19 protein-coding genes and 2 pseudogenes are annotated in these 20,826 nt (G+C 67.3%); 11 read left to right on the top strand and 10 right to left on the bottom strand.

The features are described 5' to 3' along the window. The first annotated feature begins 3 nt into the window (after positions 1-3). A complete protein-coding gene (locus tag FRCN3DRAFT_RS58270; RefSeq protein WP_269799864.1) occupies positions 4-498 on the top strand; it encodes a transposase in 495 nt (164 codons plus the stop codon). Positions 499-527: 29 nt separating this feature from the next. On the opposite strand, the gene FRCN3DRAFT_RS0224715 is transcribed toward FRCN3DRAFT_RS58270, so the two are convergent. Continuing rightward, positions 528-1,298, bottom strand: coding sequence for an SDR family NAD(P)-dependent oxidoreductase (locus tag FRCN3DRAFT_RS0224715; protein WP_198536034.1), 771 nt, complete (start codon positions 1,296-1,298; stop codon positions 528-530). 549 nt (positions 1,299-1,847) lie between these two features. On the opposite strand from FRCN3DRAFT_RS0224715, the gene FRCN3DRAFT_RS0224710 reads away from it, so the two are divergent. Both FRCN3DRAFT_RS0224710 and FRCN3DRAFT_RS0224705 read left to right on the top strand, forming a co-directional pair. Beyond that, complete coding sequence (locus FRCN3DRAFT_RS0224710; RefSeq protein ID WP_007510745.1) at positions 1,848-2,216, top strand: hypothetical protein; 369 nt, start codon at positions 1,848-1,850, stop codon at positions 2,214-2,216. 1,364 nt (positions 2,217-3,580) lie between these two features. Further along, positions 3,581-4,696: an ABC transporter substrate-binding protein gene (locus tag FRCN3DRAFT_RS0224705; protein ID WP_232794133.1), complete on the top strand. Its 1,116-nt coding sequence runs from the start codon at positions 3,581-3,583 to the stop codon at positions 4,694-4,696. 405 nt (positions 4,697-5,101) lie between these two features. Here the strand turns inward: FRCN3DRAFT_RS0224705 and FRCN3DRAFT_RS0224700 are convergent, their stop codons facing one another. The 6 genes from FRCN3DRAFT_RS0224700 to FRCN3DRAFT_RS46060 all read right to left on the bottom strand — a co-directional run bounded on the left by FRCN3DRAFT_RS0224700 (position 5,102) and on the right by FRCN3DRAFT_RS46060 (position 10,065). Further along, positions 5,102-5,587 (bottom strand): VOC family protein, encoded by a 486-nt coding sequence (locus tag FRCN3DRAFT_RS0224700; RefSeq protein ID WP_007510749.1) that lies wholly within the window; start codon positions 5,585-5,587, stop codon positions 5,102-5,104. Positions 5,588-5,759: 172 nt separating this feature from the next. Next, the gene (locus FRCN3DRAFT_RS0224695) at positions 5,760-6,353 is read right to left on the bottom strand and encodes a carboxymuconolactone decarboxylase family protein (RefSeq protein WP_007510751.1); all 594 of its coding nucleotides are present in this window, start codon (positions 6,351-6,353) and stop codon (positions 5,760-5,762) included. Between the two features lie 348 nt (positions 6,354-6,701). Continuing rightward, positions 6,702-7,340, bottom strand: a complete 639-nt coding sequence (locus FRCN3DRAFT_RS0224690; RefSeq protein ID WP_007510752.1) for a TetR/AcrR family transcriptional regulator — start codon at positions 7,338-7,340, stop codon at positions 6,702-6,704. A gap of 157 nt (positions 7,341-7,497) precedes the next feature. Beyond that, positions 7,498-8,241, bottom strand: coding sequence for an SDR family NAD(P)-dependent oxidoreductase (locus FRCN3DRAFT_RS0224685; protein WP_007510755.1), 744 nt, complete (start codon positions 8,239-8,241; stop codon positions 7,498-7,500). 65 nt (positions 8,242-8,306) lie between these two features. After that, positions 8,307-9,581, bottom strand: coding sequence for a cytochrome P450 (locus FRCN3DRAFT_RS0224680; RefSeq protein WP_007510757.1), 1,275 nt, complete (start codon positions 9,579-9,581; stop codon positions 8,307-8,309). Positions 9,582-9,651: 70 nt separating this feature from the next. Next, a complete protein-coding gene (locus FRCN3DRAFT_RS46060; protein WP_007510758.1) occupies positions 9,652-10,065 on the bottom strand; it encodes a hypothetical protein in 414 nt (137 codons plus the stop codon). Between the two features lie 554 nt (positions 10,066-10,619). On the opposite strand from FRCN3DRAFT_RS46060, the gene FRCN3DRAFT_RS0224670 reads away from it, so the two are divergent. Then, the gene (locus FRCN3DRAFT_RS0224670) at positions 10,620-11,549 is read left to right on the top strand and encodes a TIGR03564 family F420-dependent LLM class oxidoreductase (protein WP_007510759.1); all 930 of its coding nucleotides are present in this window, start codon (positions 10,620-10,622) and stop codon (positions 11,547-11,549) included. 93 nt (positions 11,550-11,642) lie between these two features. Here the strand turns inward: FRCN3DRAFT_RS0224670 and FRCN3DRAFT_RS0224665 are convergent, their stop codons facing one another. Further along, positions 11,643-12,314, bottom strand: a complete 672-nt coding sequence (locus tag FRCN3DRAFT_RS0224665) for a TetR/AcrR family transcriptional regulator (RefSeq protein ID WP_007510760.1) — start codon at positions 12,312-12,314, stop codon at positions 11,643-11,645. Positions 12,315-12,544: 230 nt separating this feature from the next. Continuing rightward, positions 12,545-12,951, bottom strand: a pseudogene (locus FRCN3DRAFT_RS51815) (CoA transferase); the annotation flags it as partial. Positions 12,952-13,119: 168 nt separating this feature from the next. On the opposite strand from FRCN3DRAFT_RS51815, the gene FRCN3DRAFT_RS0224655 reads away from it, so the two are divergent. From FRCN3DRAFT_RS0224655 to FRCN3DRAFT_RS0224625, 7 genes are all read left to right on the top strand, one after another. Beyond that, positions 13,120-14,310: a cytochrome P450 gene (locus FRCN3DRAFT_RS0224655; RefSeq protein ID WP_007510762.1), complete on the top strand. Its 1,191-nt coding sequence runs from the start codon at positions 13,120-13,122 to the stop codon at positions 14,308-14,310. Positions 14,311-14,470: 160 nt separating this feature from the next. Continuing rightward, positions 14,471-15,655: a cytochrome P450 gene (locus FRCN3DRAFT_RS0224650; RefSeq protein WP_007510763.1), complete on the top strand. Its 1,185-nt coding sequence runs from the start codon at positions 14,471-14,473 to the stop codon at positions 15,653-15,655. 125 nt (positions 15,656-15,780) lie between these two features. After that, positions 15,781-16,524, top strand: coding sequence for an SDR family NAD(P)-dependent oxidoreductase (locus FRCN3DRAFT_RS0224645; RefSeq protein ID WP_007510764.1), 744 nt, complete (start codon positions 15,781-15,783; stop codon positions 16,522-16,524). Then, the gene (locus FRCN3DRAFT_RS0224640) at positions 16,521-17,291 is read left to right on the top strand and encodes an SDR family NAD(P)-dependent oxidoreductase (protein ID WP_007510765.1); all 771 of its coding nucleotides are present in this window, start codon (positions 16,521-16,523) and stop codon (positions 17,289-17,291) included. Before FRCN3DRAFT_RS0224645 ends, FRCN3DRAFT_RS0224640 begins: the two co-directional genes overlap by 4 nt. 223 nt (positions 17,292-17,514) lie before the next feature. Beyond that, entirely contained in the window at positions 17,515-18,072 is a 558-nt protein-coding gene (locus tag FRCN3DRAFT_RS0224635; protein WP_007510766.1) for a nuclear transport factor 2 family protein, read from the top strand. A 199-nt stretch (positions 18,073-18,271) separates the two neighbouring features. Further along, positions 18,272-18,475, top strand: a complete 204-nt coding sequence (locus FRCN3DRAFT_RS0224630) for a hypothetical protein (protein WP_027140896.1) — start codon at positions 18,272-18,274, stop codon at positions 18,473-18,475. 467 nt (positions 18,476-18,942) lie between these two features. Beyond that, positions 18,943-20,172: a cytochrome P450 gene (locus FRCN3DRAFT_RS0224625; protein WP_007510767.1), complete on the top strand. Its 1,230-nt coding sequence runs from the start codon at positions 18,943-18,945 to the stop codon at positions 20,170-20,172. 500 nt (positions 20,173-20,672) lie between these two features. Here FRCN3DRAFT_RS0224625 and FRCN3DRAFT_RS57480 read toward each other — a convergent pair. After that, positions 20,673-20,825: pseudogene (locus FRCN3DRAFT_RS57480) on the bottom strand (IS630 family transposase); the annotation flags it as partial. Between the last annotated feature and the right edge of the window lies 1 nt (position 20,826).

The following is a 20,826-nucleotide window of genomic DNA, read 5'->3' as shown; positions in this document are numbered from 1 at the left end:
CGGCTGCCCGCGACCTACACCCGCACCCACGGCGTCCGCTACCTCCACGGCTGCTACACCCTCGGCGACGACCAGCTGTGGGGCGTGGCGCGGCGCCGCAAGGGCGGGGAGAACACCCTCGCGGCCCTGCGGACGATCCGCGTCGCCCGCCCGGACGACGCCCCGGTCTACGTGGTCCTGGACAACCTGTCCGCGAACAAGACCCCGAAGATCCGAAAATGGGCGGCGTCCAACCAGGTCGAACTGTGTTTCACCCCTACCTACGCCTCGTGGGCGAACCCGATCGAGGCCCAGTTCGGCCCGCTACGCACCTTCGTCATGGCCAACTCCAACCACGCCATCCACCCCGTGCTCGCCCGCCACCTGCAGTCCTACCTGCGCTGGCGCAACGCCAACGCCCGCCACCCCACCGTCCTGGCCGCCCAACGCCGCGAACGCGCCCGCATCCGCGCCGAACGCCAACAACGCTGGGGACGCCCACGATCACAAGCCGCCTGAACTACCCGCCAACGTTCGTGGACAGCGCACTAGCGCATGGTGATTCCACCGTCGACCGAGAACGTCTGCCCGGTGACCCATTCGGACATGTCCGAGAGCAGGAACGCGACGAACGCTCCGACGTCGTCAGGCTCCCCATGGCGCCGCGCGGGCGTTGTCGCCAGGAGCGCGTCCCGGAACTCCTCCGGTAGGGTCAGTTTCGCCATTTCGGTCATGACCAGGCCCGGCGCCACTCCGTTGGCGCGTACCCCGTCCTTGCCGTACTTGCTGGCGACGTGCCTGGTGAGGGCGCCGATCCCGGCCTTCGTCACCGAGTAGGCAACCTTGTCCGCCATGCCGCCGAATGCGGCCCCGGACATCGTGTTGACCACGGATCCGCCGCCACCGGCGATCATGTGGGGAAGCGCATGCCTGAGGGTCAGCAGATAGCCGGTGAGGTTGACGTCGATGGTGCGCTGCCAGGCGGCCAGGTCGATGTCGACCACGTTGGTGTCACGGCGGACCTCGTCGGGATGGACGTTGGCCGCCACGTTGAACAAGCCATCAACGCGACCATATTTGCTGACCGCGAGATCGACCTGGCGCTTGACCTGGGATTCGTCTGAGATGTCGACCGCCAGCGCGACGCCATCGCCTCCGGCGTCCTTGGCGGCCCGAACCGCACGTTCGGCCGAGGCTTCGACGACGTCACCCACGACGACCGTCGCACCGCCGGCCCCCAGGAACTTCGCCGCTGCGGTGGCCAACCCTCCGCCGCCGGCAAAGATGATGACCTTGTCCTTTAGCCCTTCCACGCACATCTCCCTGTTGCGAGTAGGTTGCCGAGACCCGCGGCCGACGTCCGAGTCCCGACGGTTGTTCATGAGCAGCCGGGCGCCGTTGGGTCGTGTCTGGCCGGATGGATGCGGACCCCGTCGATCTTGGTGTCAGCCGGGCACCAGAGCCAGCCGCCACGGATGCCCAACCACGGCTCGGCGGCAGAACCAACCCGACCACGCAAAGAGCTCCGTCGCGGCCAGGACGGCGGGCCGACAAGCCACCATGGCGGGGCCGTCACCAGGCCGAACGTCCGACGTTCCATGGTCACGCCGCTCGGCGGCCGTCGTCGGTCGAGACGAACCGTACATCTACGTACGCATCCTGGCGAGTAGCCTCCTGGGCATACTGGATGATCGTCAGCCGGCCATACGGCGCGACGCTGCGCGCAACCGGGAGCGGCTGCTGGCCGCGGCCCGGTAAGTGTCCGCCAACACGGTCCCGAGGTTCCTCTGGAAGAGGTGGCCCGTGGCGCCGCGGTGAGCCGGACCACGCTGTAGTGCGACTTCGCCACCCGCGAGGAGCCTGCCACGATGTTGCTCGAGGACAATGTGGCGCTGATCGAACAACGGGTCGTCGAGCGACGGGACCAGCTGGACGGTGTTATCAGACTGTTCGACTTCATACCAGGCATGCAGATGGAGAACCGCAGCGTCGCCCACGCGCTCACCTTCACCGACGTAGTACGGTTCACCCGGCTCACCGACCATACTGCCGCCGCCTTCGAGCCTCTCCCGGAATGCGGCCGCGCGGGCGGCCTCGTCCGCTCAGGCACCGAGGTCGACGACGTGATGGTGGCATTCCCAATGGAGGCGGCCGCCTTGGCCGTGAGCGACGCCGACATGTGTGAGCGGTTGAGCGTCCGAGCCCGCGCCATGCTGCACCAGGCATCGTCCACTTAGTCACGCCGGCCCGTCAACACGACACGTGGTCGACACACGAACCGCTTCGAGGGACCGGCTTGCCGCCGGGTCGGCCACATCTCGGCTCGGACAGACTAGCCAGCAGCAGCCCGATCTGCTATACAGGCGTACGGAGGCAGGGTGCGGCTCCTGAGATGATGCCTGGGTTGCGGGTGACCTGCAGGGATCGGATGGGATCGTCCGTATCGGCATGGCTCGGCAGCGACATTGGTCCGCTATGCTTCGCGGACCACACACCGCTGGTCCTTGGCGTGTCGCATCTACAGTGGAAGGCGTCTGAAACCTGATCAGGGCGAGGTAGGTAGTCGGCCGGGCGATAGTCCCTGCGGGGCATCTGGAACCCGAACTTCGTCGGTTGGGTGCACTGGCGGGCCAAGTCGGCCGCGGGCCAAGTCAGCCTGTCCATCGGTCGTATGGAGGGTTGGTTCAATCGAGCCGGCATGGACAGCCATGGCGGCGATCAGGCTGCCCTGATGTGATTATTGGTGCTTCCTCGGGCTGCGTTTATGCACACGTGCGATGACGACAGCGGGCCGTGCGATACGCCCGTTTGGCCGAACTCGCTGGGCTGGATGGACGTGTTGGTATATCGCGATGAGGTGCACGCGGCTGGCGACGGCGTGCCGGCCATCGCAAACGGGTGTGTTCCCTGGCCCGGTTCGAGTGGGCGGCCGGAGGCTCACGCCGCCGATCGCGCATGTTTGCCGGTACACCGGTTGCCGACCGAGGCACTGATCGACTGACAGGTCTTGGCGGATGACGCAGACCTGTCGACGTCGCGACACGAATCGGCCCACGCGACCTGAGTGCGGTCTGTTTGACAACGCGCCGGCCCGTCGTGCGCTTCACCGGAGAGTCCCGCGCTTTGCCCAGATGCCCGTCATCGGCCTCGTCCAGACCGGCGTCGAGGGGACGCACAACCCGTTGTGTCGCACCCGGATCGCCATCAGACCGGCATCGGGGCGCGGCGCGTGCGGTGGGCCCCGTGGACATCGCTATGTGCTCGTCCCGAACCCTGATCGAGCATCCCGTACCTGAACCCGGCCGCCCTGTACACGGGCTCCCGGCTGTCAAGGCTCGTCCTGCGGTGGGCCGACCAGCTTGCCACTGGCGGATGGATTCGCTGGCAGGCCGACCGACAGGTGGACGCGCCGGCGCCGCGCGGCATGCATGTGCCGCCCCTGCTTATGAACCAACACGTGAGATGAACGATCTGGGGAGCTGTAGTGAAATCCACTGGTTCCGTGCTCGGTGCCGCGCTCGTCGTCTTATGCGCGGCGATGTCGACAGCATGCGGCGACGCAAACTCCGCGGGCGCGGCTGGTACTTGCCAGACACCGGGCGTGACCACCGATCAGGTGGAGGTGGGACTGTTATATCCGGCGTCGGGGCCGCTGGCCGCCCCACTGAACGCGGCGCGATCCGGCATCGATGCACGCCTCGGCGTCGCGAACGCCGCTGGCGGCGTGAACGGCCGCACGATCGTCTACAAGTGGCGCGACGATCAGGGCGACAAGCTGACGAACGGCACCGTGACCCGCGAGCTCGTCGAACAGGAGAACGTGTTCGCGGTCCTCGAGACGACCACGGCGACATCGGGCGGGGCCGCCTACCTGGCCGAGCAGCGGATCCCGGTCGTCGGGCTCGCCATCGAGGACATCTGGGCCAGGTACCGCAACATGTTCGCGTTCGCCTATCCCTTCGCGGGCGGTGGTGGTGCGGTAGACACGTTCGGGAAGTTCGTCCGGACGCAGGGCGGTACCCGCGCGCTGGTCGTCAGCAACGTTCTCGAGGGCAAGGCGTCGAAGGACACCGCCGACCAGATCGTCCGCAGCCTGCGCGCCGCCGGCGTGAAGATCTCCGGCGACGAGGTGGTCACCTACACCCCCGGACCGGCGAACGCGCAGCAGCTCGCCGAGCGGATGGTCACCGACCACGTCGACGCGCTGGTCACGATGATGAGCCCCGAGGCGCTTGCGCAGATCGTCGCGGCCGCTCGGCAGGCATCAGTCCCGCTGAAGGTGACGCTGACTGGTCAGGAAGTGAGCGCTGATCTGCTGAGCGAGTATGGGCCGGCACTGGCCGGCGTGACATCCTATGCGGTCTACCTCCCGTTTCAGATCGAGACGCCGGCTCTCGACGCCTACCGCGGCGCCATCGCGAAGTACGCGCCGGAGCTGGCCGATCCGAACCAGGCCGTGGCCCTCACCGGGTACGTCATCGGCGACATGCTCGTCCGCGGTCTGGAGGCAGCGGGGAAGTGCCCAACCAGGCAGAGTTTCATCGACGGCCTCCGCGCGGTCCATCACTACGACGCCGACGGGCTCATCACCACCACCGACCTGGACGCAGACTTCGGGCTTCTCAGTACCTGTTACGCGTTCGTCAGGGTCAATGGTGCCGGAACAGGGCTCGAGGTGGTCAACCCCAACTACTGCGGCAGCCGGCTGCAGAACTGACCGCACGCACGGCTCGCGTCGCGGCCCGGCCCCAGTACTCGCCCTCCGGCCAAGGGGCGTCGGCCGCGGCGAGACGCCGAGCACCCTATTTCCTTGAAGACGTACTCGGCGGCCTGCCCACGAACGGGCATTTGGCAGCGCTCGACGACCGGTTGGAACGCTCGAAGTCGCTCCGCAGCCGGTCATCCGTTTCCGGATGCGGACGTTCGCGCTCCACCTCGACGACGACCTACAGGCCGCGCCGAGTGGAGCCTGCGTCGGCCTGACGCCCACAGCAGTCATAACGGGCGGTCGGCGTTTCTGCCGGATGCTGCGTGTTCCGTAGTCGAGCGGGAGATCGTCGGTGCCTGGCGCTCCTCGCTGCGGGGCTGATCCCGGCGAGGCCCACATCGTGCGTCGCGCCGGTCAGTTGGCGGTCACCTGGACCAGTTCGATGCGGATGCCGTCGGGATCGGCGAGGAACAGCACATCCATGGCACCGCCGCGCATCGGGATGTGGGTTCTCGTATGTTCGATCGGTGTCGCGCCGAGCGCCACGAGACGCGCCTCGACCTCGGTGAGGTCGTCGACGTATGCCGACAGGTGAGTGAAACCGATCTGGCGGCGAGTCACGAGGGCCGCGCCCTCCGCCGCGGGTGTCTTCCATCCGAGTAGTTGGAGTTTCGTCGACCCCTTGACGATCATCTGGGACCGGCAGCTCATCGGGGGCTCCACCTCGGCCAGCTGGGCGAGTGCGTCACCGATGTCGAAACCCTCGGCCAGTTCAAAGCCGAGTCCTTCGGTGTAGAAACGCAACGACCGCTCGAAGTCGGACACGCACAGGCCGATGTGGGACACAGTGGTGACGGTGCCGACCGCGGGCCCTGCCGCGGATTCGGACGGTGCTGACATGGGGCACTCCTCGTTGTTCGCCTCGCGTCCCGGCCGCAGTGGCGCCGGCCAGGTAACTTGGATCGTCGGTCCGCGCGAGCGAGCGCCGGGCGGACCGCGCCGCGATGGGTGGCATGCCGGCCGGAGACGCCGTCGCCACCGGCCTGCTTCCGGCGCAGCGCCGACGGGGTTGTCAGTCCTTGGCCGGGCCGATCTGTGCTGCCAGCAGGTCGTCGTCCAGGTCGAACGCGAGCGCCCGCATCAGGAAGGTGGTGGTCTCGAAGGCGCCGACGCTCGCGATGAGGTCCATGAGTTGCTGTGTGTCGAGTACGGCCGCGAGGTCGGCCCATGTTGTCTCGCTGACGGTGGCGTCGGCGATGAGTTCGTCGACGGCGCGCAGCATGGCCGCGTCGAGAGGGTCCCAGTCCTGGGCGTCCGGTCCCAGAGCGATCCGCGCGATCTCGGTCTCGGAAAGCCCGGTGTCGGGGCCGATCAAGGTGTGTTGTGCCCACATGTACCGGCAGTCGCGAAGGGCCGCGACCCGTAGCAGGATCAGCTCTCGCTGCCGCTCGGAGAGCGTGGTCGCCAACAGCGCATGGCCGTTGAAGGTGAAGTACGCCCGCGCGAGGGCTGGGTGGTGGGCGTATGTCCCGAGTGCGTTAAGCCCCTTGGGGCGGCCCTTCCGGTAGAGGGGGCCATGGCGGGGCTCGGGTGGTGTCATCGCGGCGAGGGCTTCCCGCATCTGGGGGGGCCACTGGTTGACTGGGACCGGCTCGACGCGCGCCATTTCTCTTGATCCTTCCATGTTGTCTCGGTCGGCGGGTTGCCGGCCTCGTAGAACTGTTGTCCGCGCTCACCAAGTACCCCGTCCGGCCCGTGCATCGGCTTACGCGGCGACTAGCGGGCCGGTTGTGGGTCTGGAGCAGGAGCGAATGTTGGACGCTGCCTTCAACGCCCTCGGCGCAGCCGGCCCCTACGACGTCAACTGTCCTTCTGACGCCCCGTCCGGCTTATCGCCAGTTTCGGGGTGATGACCGTGAGCGTATGCACCGGGAGCAGCCGCCGAACTGAACCACGAATCCCGCGTCACGGGTGTTTGGCCCGTGATCTGCGTCATAGCCGGTCTGGCGAGCGGCTAATCCGCTTCGACGACCGCCGCCGGGCTAGGGGTTGCCCCCTGGCTTCCGTCCGGGTGCCGAGGTTCGAACTGGTCCAGGTACCACTCGATGAAACTGGCCGTCTCTGCATGGGAGGTGGACATGCCGACCGACTCCTCACTGGCGATCAGCCGAAAGGCGCCCGATATGAGGAACGCGACCACGTCGGGCGGGACGACCTGCTGTGGGCCCCCGTAGCTACTCGACGATTCGGACAGCGCATCGAGCACAAGGGCGCGGATCCGTTCACCCGACTCGGCCATCTCTGCCCGGATCTTCTTGTGGTGGTTGGCGAGCGCCATGAGTTCAGCGGTCAGGGCCGATCCGGTCTTGTCACTGACATACGTCCAGAGGGCTCGCAGGGGTTGACCTGCCCGGAGCAACTCTGTCAGCCATTCCAGGCTCTGCTCGGTGCGGCGCCGGACGATTGCGAGGAAAAGATCGTTAAATGTCGGGAAGTAGTACTGGACCAGCCCGGGAGCGACCCCGGCCCTGGCGGCTACGCCCCGGTAGGTCACCGCCGCGTAGCCCTCGTGGAGCATGATCTGCTCGGTGCGGTCCAACAGCATGGCGCGGGTCTTGGAGGTCTCCGCGCCGACCCGACGTGGTGATGCCATCCGCCACCCTTCGCGATCGTGCCGCGGGAACGGTCACGAGCCGACAACGGCTACGCCCTGGCCCTGTCTCCCGGACCGTCCGCATGCTGGGAGGCAAGGCTATACGCATCAGGCCGGCCAGACCTGTACGAGGCATCAACCATGCCGTCGCCACCAGCTACATGTACGTTCCGCCGTTGACGCCGATCTGCTGGCCGGTGATGTAGCTGCCGTCATCCGAGCACAGGAACGCGCAGGCTGCGGCGATGTCCTCTGGCGTACCGACCCTGCGTAGCGGTGTGGCGGCGCCGACGATGTCGACCCCCGGCAAGGTCCCGGCCGCTTCCGCGGCGCGGGCCATAGGCGTGTCGACCAGCGCGGGAGGGATGGTGTTGACGGTGATGCCGTGCGGCGCGAACTCCTTTGCCAGCGCTTTGGTCAGGCCGATGAGCCCGCTCTTCGACGCGACGTAGTCGGCCTGGTTCGCGGCGCCGGCCTGCCCGGCAACCGAGGAGATCGTCACGATCCGGCCCCAGCCGGCTTCGACCATGTCTGGGATGACGTTCTGCGCGCAGTTGAACGTCCCTGTCATGTTGACGGCCAGCAGGAGGTTCCATCTCTCCAGCGAGATCTCGGTGAAGGGGCACAGCGAGGTGACACCGGCGCTGGTGACCAGAATCTCGATTGGGCCGAAGGCATCCCGGACCGCCTGCATACCGGCGTCGACGCCGTCGCGGTCGCTGACGTCGACCGCCAGACCGAGCGCGCCGAACCCTTGTGCTTGCAGGCTCTTCGCGGTTTGCTGTGCGGCTTCGCCCTGGATGTCGAGCACGGCCACCTTGTCTCCGCGGGCGGCCAGCCGTTGACTGACCGCCAGGCCAATGCCCGACGCACCACCGGTCACGACGGCAACTCTGCTCACCTTGATCTCCTTCCACGGCCACCCGGCGACCTCTGCTCCGACGTCCTCACGTGCGACGAGACCGCTCAGCGCACCGGAGTGAAATCGAGCTGCAGCCCGCGCAGGCCGCGCAGGATGAAGGACGGCTCGTACTCGTACCTGCGGGACACGGCCGGCCCGTGCGCAGCCTCCGAGACCCGGATGTCGGTCATGCGGTCGAGGAAGCGCTCGATGCTCACCCTGCCCTCGGCGCGCGCCAGCGGCCCTCCCGGGCAGGAGTGCGCGCCGCGGCCGAACGCGATGTGCTCCCCTGCGTTGTCCCGATCCAGCCGGAAGGCCTCGGGATCGGTGAACCTACGGGGGTCGCGGTTGGCGGCGCCGGGGTGGATCATCACGGTCGTGCCGGCGGGAATGCGCTGCCCGCCGACGGTCGTCGTGACACGGGTGAGCCTGAAGTCGCTCATGGTCGGGCTCTCGGTCCGCAACGTCTCCTCCAGGAAGTCCGGGATCCGCGCACGGTCCTCCCGCAGCCGCCGCTGGACGTCCGGATTCTCCGCCAGGACCCGCATCGCGGAGGTGATCAACCGGGCCGTCGTGTCCTGGCCGGCCGCGAACAGAAACGTGGCGAGACCAACGACTACCTCGATCTCCGGTATCGAACCGCCCTTGTAGGTGACAGTCGCCAGATCGGTCAACACGTCCACCCGCGGCTTACGCCGCCGCTCCTCGATGTAAGTCGAGAACCGCTCGTGCAGGAACTCCAACGGGTTGTTCGACACCTTCTGCGTGTCCTCGCCGACTCCGGGCGCAGGCTTCTCGGCTCCCAGCCTGGCACCGAACTCCTCGCGATCGTCCTCCGGGACCCCGAGGAGGTCGGCGATCACGAGCAGCGAGAACGGCTTGGCGTAGTCTTTCATCACCTCGAACGTGCCGGCCTCGATGAACTTGTCGATGTAGCTGTCCGCCAGCCGCCACATCGTGGCCTCGTTGTTCTTCAACCGCCTCGGAGTCAGCAGGCTCCGGAGAAGAGCGCGCTGCGCATGGTGGGCAGGCTCGTCCAGGTTCACCAGGAGATCGCTCATCGGCAGCTGATCGCGATATTGCTCGATCAGCTCGCTGATGTCGTCACCCTCGGCCCGCACCGGCAGGCCAGGGAACGGCCCCGACACGGCGTTACAGGACGAGAACGCGGCGCTGTTGGCATAGACCTCGACGGCCTCGTCGTAGCCGGTCACCGCCACGACGTTCGGGTGCTTCACGGCGTGCACCGGGCACTGCGCCCGAAGCTCGTCGAAGTAGGGATACGGATTCGCGACGAGCGCGGAGTCCGTGAAGAAATCCACATCTTCGGCACCGCTCACCGTGCCACTCCTCTCGGAATGTCTTCAGGCTGACCTATGCTGGACCGGCAAGGCCGGGGTCTAGGCGGTGTCAGCGGGGCTGCTGGAGGAATACTTCAAGATTGCAGATCTTGCCTTCCTCGTTGAAAACGAACACAGAAAGCGAGCGGACCACGTCAAGCGTGCCGTCCTGACGCTGATGACGCTCTTCGACCTCGTAGTACACGAGACCGGGTAGCTCGGAGATCCGCAGCAAAGTGGTGTCGAATGCCGAGCTGGTCGCCCACTTGGTCAGGAACTCGGTGTACTCCTGCCAGTTTGATACCTCGAGCCAGGTCCCGACCCGCTCGAACTCGTCCACCGCCACGAACTCCGCGAGCGGGGCCCAGTTTTCAGGAGTGAATCCGGGATCCTTGGCCATCGCTACGACGCTCCGGACCGTGGCGTCGTAGGAAATCACTTTTTCCGCCAGACCGCCCGAACCGCCAGCGTCGATTGTTGCCATCGTCTTTCCCTCCGATACATTTCCATAACGCGCGAGGCCATTCTGCCTGCGCCTCGTCGGGACTCGTGCGACGGTCGGTGGGTGAACACGCCCAGACGACCGTCTACCGCCTCGCCGCACAAATGTCCGGCAAGTCTTCCTACCCGCACAACGGGTCGTTGCGCATCTGTATAGCAGAGGTTTGCGCGTCTGTACAGCAGTCTGCGGCGGGCGTGACGGGAGAGTGTCTCGTGGTGCTGGGATCGGCTGGGGGAGGGCGGCCGCGACGTGCAACGGGTCCGCGGCCGGAGCGTGCCTCGCCTCCATCGGGCACTGGACTTGCGGTTGAGGTCGTCGGGCTCGTCATCGGGCATGTGTTGCTCTCCGCGAGTGGTGGCAGCCCGGCCTGGGCGCCGGCGCGGGCTCGTTGATCAAACCTGCCGGCAGGGCATCGGACGGCGTGCGTCGACCGCCATACGCATGTATAAGAGGGTGACTATGAAGACTGAGAGTCATGTTTTCGATCGGTGGGCGCCGCTGGCGGCTCCCCGCGTGTCCGACCCTGGGAGGCATCCGTGCGTATCGGTCTGACGGGCGGCGCGTCGACGCCCGACAAGATCATCCAGCAGGCCCGGCAGGCAGAGGCTGACGGTTTCCACGCGTTGTGGTACGCCAGCATCGTCACCGGTGACCCGCTGGTCGCGATGGCGTTGGCCGGGCGGGAGACCTCGACGATCGAACTTGGCACCGCCGTCCTCCAGACATACCCATGCCACCCGCTGCTGCAGGCGAACCGGGCCGCCTCCGTCGTCGCGGCGATGGGCCGGCCAGGCTTCACTCTTGGGATCGGCCCGTCCCACGAGTCGCTGGTCCGCGATGTTTACGGCCTGTCGTACGAGCACCCCGGTCGCAATACCGAGGAGTACCTGACGATCCTCGCCGCGCTCTTGCGTGGCGAGGACGTCGACTTCAAGGGGGAGGACTGGTCGACGCGCAGCGAAGGCGGTCGGATGGCCAGGGTCGCGCACCCGGTGACCGTCCTGCTGGCGGCGCTCGGTCCGCGTCTGCTGCGGGTAGCCGGAGAGGTCGCTGACGGCGCCGTGTTGTGGATGGCCCCGCCGCGCGCGATCGAGACCCACGTCGTGCCCCGCATCCATGCGGCAGCGGCCGCCGCCGGGCGCCCGGCGCCGCGGATCGTGGCCGGGCTGCCCGTCGCGGTGCACGACGACGTGACCGAGGCCCGCACGGCCACCGCGGCTACCGCGGCCGCCTACGCGGGGATGCCGAACTACCAGCGCATCCTTGCCATCGGCGGCGCCGACCACCCGGCCGAAGCTGCCATTGTCGGCGCCGAGGACTCGGTCCGGTCGCAGTTGCAGGCCCTCGTCGACGCTGGCGCGACCGACGTCTGGGCCAACATCGTGCCCGTCGGCGAGACAAGAGACGCCCGCGCCGCCTCGGTAGGCCGAACTACCGACCTTCTGCGCGAGCTCCTCGCGACATGAAGCGGCGACGGGCCGTTGGATCCGCGGCCAGGTTCCACCAGGAACCAGATTAGACTTGGTGCGTCAGTCGCCGAGCAGGACGAGCACCTCAGATCAGCGACGAGATCCGTCATCGTCGTCCGAGATGAGGCCTTGGTCGGCCCGCTTCGTCACCGATGCTGGTGTAGACGGGTTGTTCGATGCCGGCCAGGGCTCGACTCTGTCCAGGTACTGCTGGAGAAAGTCGACAGTCTCTACGTGGGAAGTGGACATGCCGACGGCCTTCTCCGTGTGGATCATTCGCGGGCTATTGGTGACGAGGAAAACGAGCGCCTCGGGAGAGATCTGACCCAAGGGTATCGTATAGTCGTTTGTTGATCTGGATAGTGCGGCAAGCACCATCTTCCGCACCTTCTCGCCTACGGCGGCAATCTCTGCTTGGATTGCTTTACGGTGGTTCGCCAGCGCGGTAAGTTCCACTATGAGGGCCGCGGCGGTACTGTTGTTGGCGAAGTTCCAAAGCGCCCGCAGGGGTTGGTCGGTCTCGAGTGCGTCGGCCAGCGCCCCGACGGTCTGCTCGGTGCGGCGCCGGACCAGAGCGAGGAACAGGTCGTCCTGCATCGGGAAGTAGTACTGGACAAGTCCAGGTGTCACCCCGGCCTTGGACGCCACCCCTCGATAGGTGACCGCGGCGTATCCCTCGCTGAGCATCAGCCGTTCGGCGCAGTCCAACAAGTCCGCGCGTTTCTTGGACGTCTCTGCTCCGACTCGACGGGGTGTTGTCATATTGAGCCTTTCAGGACCGTGTTCCACTCGTCGGCACGTCCGGCGTCCGACTGAGGCCATCCGTGATCCCCGACGCTGACATGCTAACGTCCCAGACCAGACGGCCCAGGAGATGGCGCACGATCAGGAGAATGCGCGGTCGTCACGATGCGCCGCGGCAGGCCATAGGGTATGATGTTTGCCTCCACGAGCCGGTGACGTTCTGAGTCGGCCCGTACCAGGGAATGTGACCCGCGTTCGCCCTGACCGGTGCCACGCACGCAGACGATGTCCGGGTTGTGCGGGCGGACATTGTCAGGGTCGATCTTCAGTTTGGCGTGGACGCTCGGCAGCTTGTTGGTCAGGAACACATCTGACTGCGCCGCCAGATTGTGAGGATATCCAGGATCTTGGAGGAGGCGGGGTCGAGGCCCAGGCTGCGCTTGCCTCTGTTCAAGTGCTCGAGCGGCACGGCACATGGACCTCGGAGGAGATGGTCGCCGCGCCCGTGGAGCCGAGTGCGCGCATCGCGTCGCCCCGCTCGACGTGCTCGATCCTGGTGACCTCCACGCCCAGCCGGCAGTAGCGCGGATGCCGACGCGACGACGGTGTGCTCGGTCACCTCCGGGACACGTGCGCCCTGCGTCGCCGCGGTCATTGCTTCTCTCCATTGGTTAGGTACCCATGCTCGGCTGGCGTCGTCAGTGGTCGGTGGAGCCGGGGGCGCGCCGCGCGTCGAGCCGGTCTGGCCTGCGTAACGCTGGACTGTACGAGCGTATGGAGCGATGCTGTACATTCGTGCAAAGATGTCCAGGGAGGCCAGGCAGTGGGCGCAGGCGACCTCTACTACGACCCGTACGACGTCGAGATCGACGCGGATCCGTATCCCGTGTACCGGCGGCTGCGTGACGAGGCGCCGCTGTACTACAACGAGCGTCTCGACTTCTGGGGGCTCAGCCGTTACGACGACGTCGTTGCGGCGCTCAAGGACCTCAGACGTCTGACCTCGACGAAGGGCGACATCCTCGAGGTCGTCAAGGCCGCGCCCGTCATGCCGCCGGGAATCTTCATCAACGAGGATCCGCCGTTGCACACCATCCATCGCGTGCTGGTGTCCCGGATGTTCACGCCGAGAAAGATCAAAGCGCTCGAGGAGAAGGTGCGGGCCTTCTGTGCGGCCTGTCTGGACCCGCTAGTGGGCGAGGGTCGGTTCGACTTCGTGCTCGACCTCGGCGCCGAGCTGCCGATGCGCACCATCGGCATGCTGTTCGGTATCCCCGACTCGGAGCAGCCGTCGCTGCGGTCGACTGCCCAGCGCGCCCTGCGCAACCGGCCGGGTGAACCGCTGCCGGTCACCAGGGAGAAGTACTTCGACGGAGGGAACTACACCGAATATGTGACGTGGCGGGCCGAGAACCCCTCGGACGACATCATTACCGAGTTGCTCACCCTGGAGTTCGCCGACCTGTCGGGGGAGGTCCGGCGGCTGACCCGGCAGGAGGTCCAGATCTTCGTCGGGGTGATCGCCGGTGCCGGCGTCGAGACCACCGGCCGGCTGTTCGGCTGGATGGGCAAGGTGCTGGCCGAGCATCCTGACCAGCGCCGCGAGCTGGTCGCGGATCCGACGCTCATCCCGCGTGCGATCGAGGAGTTGTTGCGCTTCGAGCCGCCTGGCCCACACGTGGCGCGCTATGTCAGCGAGGACGTCGAGTACCACGGGCAGATGGTTCCGGCTGGCAGTGCGTTGCTGCTCATGCTGTCGTCGGCCAACCACGACGAGCGCCAGTTCCCCGACCCGGAGCGGTTCGACATCCACCGCGACCTGCGCCAGCTCGTGACGTTCGGTCACGGCGCGCACTTCTGCCTGGGTGCCGGCCTCGCGCGCCTCGAGGGGCGCATCGCCCTCGAGGAGGTCCTCAAGCGCTTCCCAACGTGGGAGGTGGACCTGGCCGGCGCCCGCCGCGCGCCCACCTCGACGGTCCGGGGATGGGATTCCATGCCCGCCGCCATCGGCTGAGACGGCCAGCGACCAATGTCCACTCCGCTGTCCACTCCGCCTGAACTTCTCGGCGCGCCTCCGGCCGGCATTGTCACGGCCGAGTCCCGGACCGGCCGGTCCGTGCCCGATTTCGACAAGTCGGCCGCCGAGTGGGCGTTACTTTAAGGAGGCGGAGACCATGGAGGATCTCTACTGGGATCCGTTCGACAAGGTGATCGACGTCGACCCGTATCCGGTGTGGCGCCGTATGCGCGACTACGCGCCGGTGTACCGCAACGACAGGTTCGACTTCTTCGCGTTGTCCCGGCATACGGATGTCGACGCGGCGCACCTCGACCCGGTGACGTTCAGCTCGGCGCACGGCACGGTGCTGGAGCTGATGGGGCCTGAGCCGATGAACGTCGGGCAGATGATTTTCATGGACCCACCGACACACACGACGATGCGGGTGCTGGTCTCGAGGGCCTTCACGCCGCGGCGGGTCGGGGGGATGGAGGGTACGGTCCGCCGGATCGCCGCCGGGCTGCTCGACGACCGGGTCGGCTCCGGCGGTTTCGACTACGTCCAAGACTTCGCGGCCCAGCTGCCGTCGATGGTGATCTCCGAGCTGATCGGCGTCGACCCGGCCGACCGCGAGGAGATCCGGCGCACGATCGACGAGGCGCTCTACATTGACGGCGAGAAGGGGATGATCAACGATATCTCCTTCGCCGCCCAGATCAAACTGCACACGTACTTCTCCGAGCAGCTCGAGGCGCGGCGCCGCAACCCACGAGACGACATGATGACCGCCCTCACCCAGGCCGAGGTACGGGGCGAGAACGGCACTCGTCGGCTCTCCACCTCAGAGGCCGCCGACTTCACCAGCCTGCTGGTGAGCGCCGGCACGGAGACGGTGGCCCGCCTACTCGGCTGGGCGGCCGCGCTGCTGGCCGAACATTCCGAGGCGCGCGCTGAGATCGTCGCCAATCCGTTGCTGATCAGGAAGGCGCTCGAGGAGACGCTGCGCTACGAGGCGCCATCCCCCGTCCAGGGACGGATGACCACGCGGAACGTCGAGCTGCACGGCACCACCATCCCGGCCGGCTCGAAGGTCCTGCTGCTCACCGCGTCCGCCGGACGAGACGAGCGCAAGTATCCCGACCCAGACCGCTACGACATCCACCGTGAATTCGACAGCCATGTGTCGTTCGGTCACGGGATCCACTTCTGCCTCGGCGCGGGCTTGGCCCGCCTCGAGAGCCGAGTGGCGATCGAGGAAACCCTGCGCCGCTTCCCGACCTGGGACGTCGACGACGCGAACGCCGTCCGCCTGCACACCAGCACGGTCCGCGGCTACGCAAAGCTGCCCATCACCTTCTGACGGGGAAGGCACCGTCCTGAGCTCGGCTGAGCGAACGAGTCCACGTGATGGCGATCGCGTGGCGGTCACTGGTCTTTGTGTCCATGCCGGTCGGCGTTGGGCCGACGGAGAAAGGAGCGACTCGTATGACACGGGTAGCTGTCGTGACGGGTGGCGCGTCGGGATTGGGTCTGGCGATCTGCCAACACCTGGCCGACGCAGGCCGGCAGGTGGCGGTTCTCGACCTGAACGGGGCTGCCGCTAAGGACGCCGCGGAAGGCCTGCGCGCCGCCGGAGCGACGGCGATGGCGGTCGAGGTCGACGTCTCGGACCGCGCGTCGGTCGACGCGGCTTTCGACCGGGTGCGGGCCGAGCTCGGGCCCGTGCAGATCGTCGTGACCAGCGCGGCGATCTCTGGGTTCACTCCGTTTGAGGAAATCACCGTCGACCTGTGGAACCGCTACCTGGCGGTGAACCTGACCGGCACGTTCCACTGCGTCCAGGCCGCGATCGAGGACATGGCCGCGGCCGGCTGGGGCCGCGTCGTGACGATCTCGTCCGCGGCGGGGCAGACCGGCACGGCCCGCCAGGGCCACTACTCGGCGACGAAGGGCGGCGTGATCGCTCTCACCAAGGCCGTCGCGCTCGAGTACGCGGCCCGGGGCATCACCGCCAACACCATCCCGCCGTTCGCGGTGGACACCCCGTCGCTACGCGGCCAGCAGAGCAGCCGGAATCTTCCGAAGACCGAGCACATCGCCCGGATGATCCCCGCCGGCAGGATAGGCACGCCCGACGACATCGCCGCGACCTGCGCCTTCCTGTGCTCGGACGCGGCGGGCTACATCACCGGCCAGGTCATCGCCGCAAACGGAGGAGCCATTCTGTGAGTGACAGGTTCTCGCTCGAGGGTCGCGTCGCGGTCGTCACCGGGGGCGGGACTGGGATCGGTCGGGGTTCGGCGTTGGCGTTGGCCGAGTACGGCGCCGATGTGGTGCTCTCGGCGCGACGCTCGGAGCCGCTGGAGTCCACCGCCAAGGAGATCGAGGCCTTGGGCCGCCGCGCCCTTGCCCTGCCGGCTGATGTCACCAAGCCCGAGGAGTGTCAGCGGATCGTCGACACCACCCTGGCGGAGTTCGGCCGGCTCGACGTCCTCGTCAACTGCGCCGGCGGCGCCGAGACCAAGTCGATCAGAAAGTGGACCGAGAATGAGTGGCACCAGGTGGTAGCGCTCAACCTCGGCTCCGTCTGGTTCCTGTCCCGCGCGGCCTCCGTGCCGATGCTCGCGCAGGGCAGGGGCGCGATCGTCAACATCTCCTCGGGTGCCAGCTTGCTCGGCATGCCGCAGGCCGCGCCCTACGGCGCGATGAAGGCCGGCGTGAACAACCTGACTGCGTCAATGGCTGCGGCCTGGACCCGCAAGGGCATCCGGGTGAACTGTGTCGCCGTCGGCGCGGTCCGCGCCGCCACCCTGACCGACGACGCCGCCCGATACGGCCTCGACCCGGAAGCGATCGGCCTGATGAACGGCTCCGGCCGCCTGGGAGAGCCCGAGGAGATCGGCAACGTCGTCCTGTTCTTCGCCTCTGACGCCGCCAGTTTCTGTTCCGGCCAGACCCTCTACGTCCACGGCGGCCCTGGCCCCGCCGGCATCTGACGGGGACTTCCAATCACCGCCCGCGAACACCACGTACGCCTCAACCGGATCCGGTGAGCCAATGGCTCACCGGGCCGCCGGATGACCACCTCAGGTGATGACCATGACTCAGCAACGTTCCGATCTGCCACTCGGGAACGAAGACGACCATGGCTAGCAGCCGGTACGGACTGGGAGATCGATTGGGCCACCCAGACCACGAACCCAGACAACAGGGAGCAGCATGAGCACTGAAAGCGAGCTCGAGGAACTACGCCGCGAGATCCGCTACGTGAAGGACCGGATCGAGATCCTCGACTGCATCAACAAGCAAGCCCGCGGCCACGACCGGCACGACGCCGACCTGATGACGAGCGTCTACGCCTCGGACGGGATCGACGAGCACGGCCCAGACGTGAACCCCGGCCCCGACTACGGTGCCTGGGCCAACACGCGGCACTCGATGGTGTTCGCCGACCACCTGCACAACATCACGACACACACCTGCGAGATCGACGGCGACGAGGCACACGCCGAGAGCTACGTCATCGGTGCGATGGTCGGGAAGGACGGCAAGACCCTCGCTTTCATGGGTGGTCGCTACCTGGACCGGCTGGAGCGCCGCGACGGCGCCTGGAAGATCACCTTGCGGCGCTGCACGGTCGAATGGGCCTTCACCGCTGACGCGTCGTTCCTGAATTCCGGCGCCTTCAAGGGATTCCTGAAAGGGACCTGGGACACCAGCGACCTTTCCTATGCGCGCCCGTTGAATCTGGACACAGAGCCCACGGCCCGCTGGTGACGCCCGAACGGGCGCGGCCTCGCCGACACCTCCGCCGCGGAGCCGGGGGAGCGGGAGGAGCCGGGGGAGCCGGAAGACAGGTTCGCCGCCCGGCCCGCGGCGGAGGAGCCACTGGGTCCCCGCGCGGCGGACGGTCCGCCGAGACAATCCCCTGCGGGGCGAGGGATCCTCGATCATCGTTACCGGCTCGATCGCTGGAATGATCAAGGGGGCGGCGGATGCGCCCGGCGCGCCGGGCGGGCTCGGCTGCTCGTCGGCGAAGCAGCTGGCCGCCAGGTACGTCGAGCTACTCGCCCTGCAGCTCGCCCCGCACTCCTTCCGACTGGGCGCGATCCACCCGACAAACGGCAACCCGCGCTGCTGCAGAACGACAATGTCTACCGAGCGTTTCGGCCGGACCTGACGCCGGACCTGACGCCGGACCTGACGCCGGACACTCGCGTCGGTACAGAGATCGCCGGCGCATCGGGCAATGATCTTTCTTCTTGCGCGCCCTACGCATCATGCGGTCATGACCGTCTGGCCTGCCTGGCTCTGATATTCGGCGGTGGATTACTATCCACCGGCTGTCGCTGGTCATGAATGGTGAGAGGATGTTCACGTTTCATGGGTGGGGCGATGATCGGCAGTATTGTTTCGGCGTGAAGGCTGGCAAGGGGGTGTGAGGTCTATACCAAGTCGGCTGATCGCGTCCAGCGCATCCCCGACCTGGTGGTGGGGTTGCCTGTGTCCAGGCGTGTCCCGGGACCTCGTCGCTACGTCGCCTCGCTTCCGGCTCGCGCTGTTCCTTGACCCGGCCCGCCTCCGTGTCTCGAGACGCCTTTCCTGGCACGGACGGAGCTCGATCGCGAAAGGATTCCACTCCTTCTCATGTCAGTTACTGAGACCGTGACCCAGGACCAGGACCTGCCGTTCTTTCCTTTCCCGGACACGTTCAGCCCCCTGCCATCGGGCACTCTGGCCGAGATCGCCAGGCGGGCACCCGCCATCCGCGTCCGTTTCGGGCCCGGCCAGCTCCCCGTCTGGCTCATCGTGCGGCACGCCCCCGCCCGGGCGATGCTCGGCGACCACCGCTTCTCCCGAACCAGGACGCTGGACTTCCGCCCCCCGCTGACGGGAGCGCAGATCCCCGATCGCACCTCGTTGCTGTGGCTCGACCCGCCGGACCACACCCGGATTCGCCGCTTGGTGTCCACCGGATTCGCCCATCGCCGCATCGAACACCTGCGGCCCTGGATCGCCGAGACCGCCCGCCGACACGTGGCGACCATGCTTGCCGGCCCCGCACCGGCCGACTTCCGCAAACACGTGGCCGCCGCGGTCCCGGTCGAAGTGATCTGCCACCTCCTCGGCGTCCCGGAGATCGACCAGGACAAGGTGCGCACCTGGGCCGAGACGCTGTTCCGCTTCTCCGTCGACCGGGAGGCCGCCGCCGCCGGCCAGAAGGCTCTGCATGCCTACATGGACACCCTGGTCCGTGAGCGCCAGGCGCAGCTCGCCGCCGGCGAAACCGCGACGAAGCTGTTCGACGTCCTGATCACTACCCACGACAGCGATGACGGCCGCCTCAGCGAGGACGAACTGCGCTCGCTGGCGCTCACCCTGCTCATCGGCGGCTTCGAGACCACCGCGGGCGTCCTTACCAACGCCGTGGGCACGCTGCTCGCGGAGCGGTCACACTGGGCGTCCCTCGTCGCCGACCCGGAACTGATGCCGACTGCCGTCGAAGAGCTCTTGCGCTACCACCCGCTGTCGATGACTTTCCCGCGGGTCGCCACCGAAGACGTCGACCTCGGCGACTTCGTCGTCCGGACAGGCGAGGTCGCGATCGCCCCGTTCGCCGCCACCAACCGCGACCCGGCTCTCTACGACGACCCTGACCGCCTCGACCTCACCCGACCGCCGGTCGCGAACCTGGCCTTCGGCCACGGTCCCCACCACTGCATCGGCGCACACCTGGCCCGGGTGGAACTCGCGGAAGTGCTGCGCGCGTTGATCGACCTCATGCCGACCCTACGACTGGCCGTGCCGCTCGCGGACCTGCGCTACGAACTTGCAGCTCCGATCGGCCGACCGGAGAAACTTCCCGTGGTGTGGTAGCTGTCGGGCGCGGCGCCACCGGCCAGAGTCGGCCGGCGGCGCCGTCGACCAGCGGCCATGCCTCGCGATAGCGCAGAGCGAGCGGCCGGCCCCGAATCGGCCGATGATCCCCTCATCAAATTTCAGGACGGGCCGTTCGTGTTCACCCTGAAGGATGCAGGTAGACGGGTTCGCTGGTCAGGCAGCATGTTGATATTCGTGGAGCAGGCCGCAGAAGCGGTCGATGCGTCTGATCGTGCCGCTCGGATCAGCGGGCCGTGGCACCGGGTCGGCGGCGTCGAGGTAAGTACCGTGGTGGGGTCGGGCGGTGTTGTAGTGCTCGACGTAGGTAGATAGCCTGGACGGGGTCTTGATGACTCGGATGCTCTCGGCGGTGAAGACGTCGTCGAAGCCACGGGCGAACTTGGTATCCCAGTCTCTGATCAGGAACCTGTACGGCCCGCCGTTGCGCTCGCCGAGCTGGTAGGCGAGGACCAGCTGCCCGGCGACTACGCCACGGCCTCGGTCAACGCCGCGATCTCGGCCGCGGCCGGCCCGCGCAGCGACGGCAGCACCACCGCCCGCACCGCCACCCACCACCGACCCCGCAGATCATCCCGCAGCTTCTCCAGGTCGCAGGTGGAGCGGTTGGCGAACACACCGGGCGGGCGCATC

The sequence above is a fragment of the Pseudofrankia saprophytica genome (genome assembly GCF_000235425.2).
GTDB classification, from domain to species: domain Bacteria; phylum Actinomycetota; class Actinomycetes; order Frankiales; family Frankiaceae; genus Pseudofrankia; species Pseudofrankia saprophytica.
The sequence above is the reverse complement of the archived record's forward strand: the minus strand, read 5'-3'. Positions and strand labels throughout refer to the sequence as shown.

What these genes read in the sequence shown, in the direction of transcription:
- FRCN3DRAFT_RS0224715 (WP_198536034.1), bottom strand. Translation starts at nt 1,298, where the DNA reads ATGTGCGTGGAAGGGCTAAAGGACAAGGTCATCATCTTTGCCGGCGGC.
- FRCN3DRAFT_RS0224710 (WP_007510745.1), top strand. Translation starts at nt 1,848, where the DNA reads ATGTTGCTCGAGGACAATGTGGCGCTGATCGAACAACGGGTCGTCGAG.
- FRCN3DRAFT_RS0224700 (WP_007510749.1), bottom strand. Translation starts at nt 5,587, where the DNA reads ATGTCAGCACCGTCCGAATCCGCGGCAGGGCCCGCGGTCGGCACCGTC.
- FRCN3DRAFT_RS0224695 (WP_007510751.1), bottom strand. Translation starts at nt 6,353, where the DNA reads ATGGCGCGCGTCGAGCCGGTCCCAGTCAACCAGTGGCCCCCCCAGATG.
- FRCN3DRAFT_RS0224690 (WP_007510752.1), bottom strand. Translation starts at nt 7,340, where the DNA reads ATGGCATCACCACGTCGGGTCGGCGCGGAGACCTCCAAGACCCGCGCC.
- FRCN3DRAFT_RS46060 (WP_007510758.1), bottom strand. Translation starts at nt 10,065, where the DNA reads ATGGCAACAATCGACGCTGGCGGTTCGGGCGGTCTGGCGGAAAAAGTG.
- FRCN3DRAFT_RS0224665 (WP_007510760.1), bottom strand. Translation starts at nt 12,314, where the DNA reads ATGACAACACCCCGTCGAGTCGGAGCAGAGACGTCCAAGAAACGCGCG.
- FRCN3DRAFT_RS0224650 (WP_007510763.1), top strand. Translation starts at nt 14,471, where the DNA reads ATGGAGGATCTCTACTGGGATCCGTTCGACAAGGTGATCGACGTCGAC.
- FRCN3DRAFT_RS0224645 (WP_007510764.1), top strand. Translation starts at nt 15,781, where the DNA reads ATGACACGGGTAGCTGTCGTGACGGGTGGCGCGTCGGGATTGGGTCTG.
- FRCN3DRAFT_RS0224635 (WP_007510766.1), top strand. Translation starts at nt 17,515, where the DNA reads ATGAGCACTGAAAGCGAGCTCGAGGAACTACGCCGCGAGATCCGCTAC.
- FRCN3DRAFT_RS0224630 (WP_027140896.1), top strand. Translation starts at nt 18,272, where the DNA reads ATGATCAAGGGGGCGGCGGATGCGCCCGGCGCGCCGGGCGGGCTCGGC.
- FRCN3DRAFT_RS0224625 (WP_007510767.1), top strand. Translation starts at nt 18,943, where the DNA reads ATGTCAGTTACTGAGACCGTGACCCAGGACCAGGACCTGCCGTTCTTT.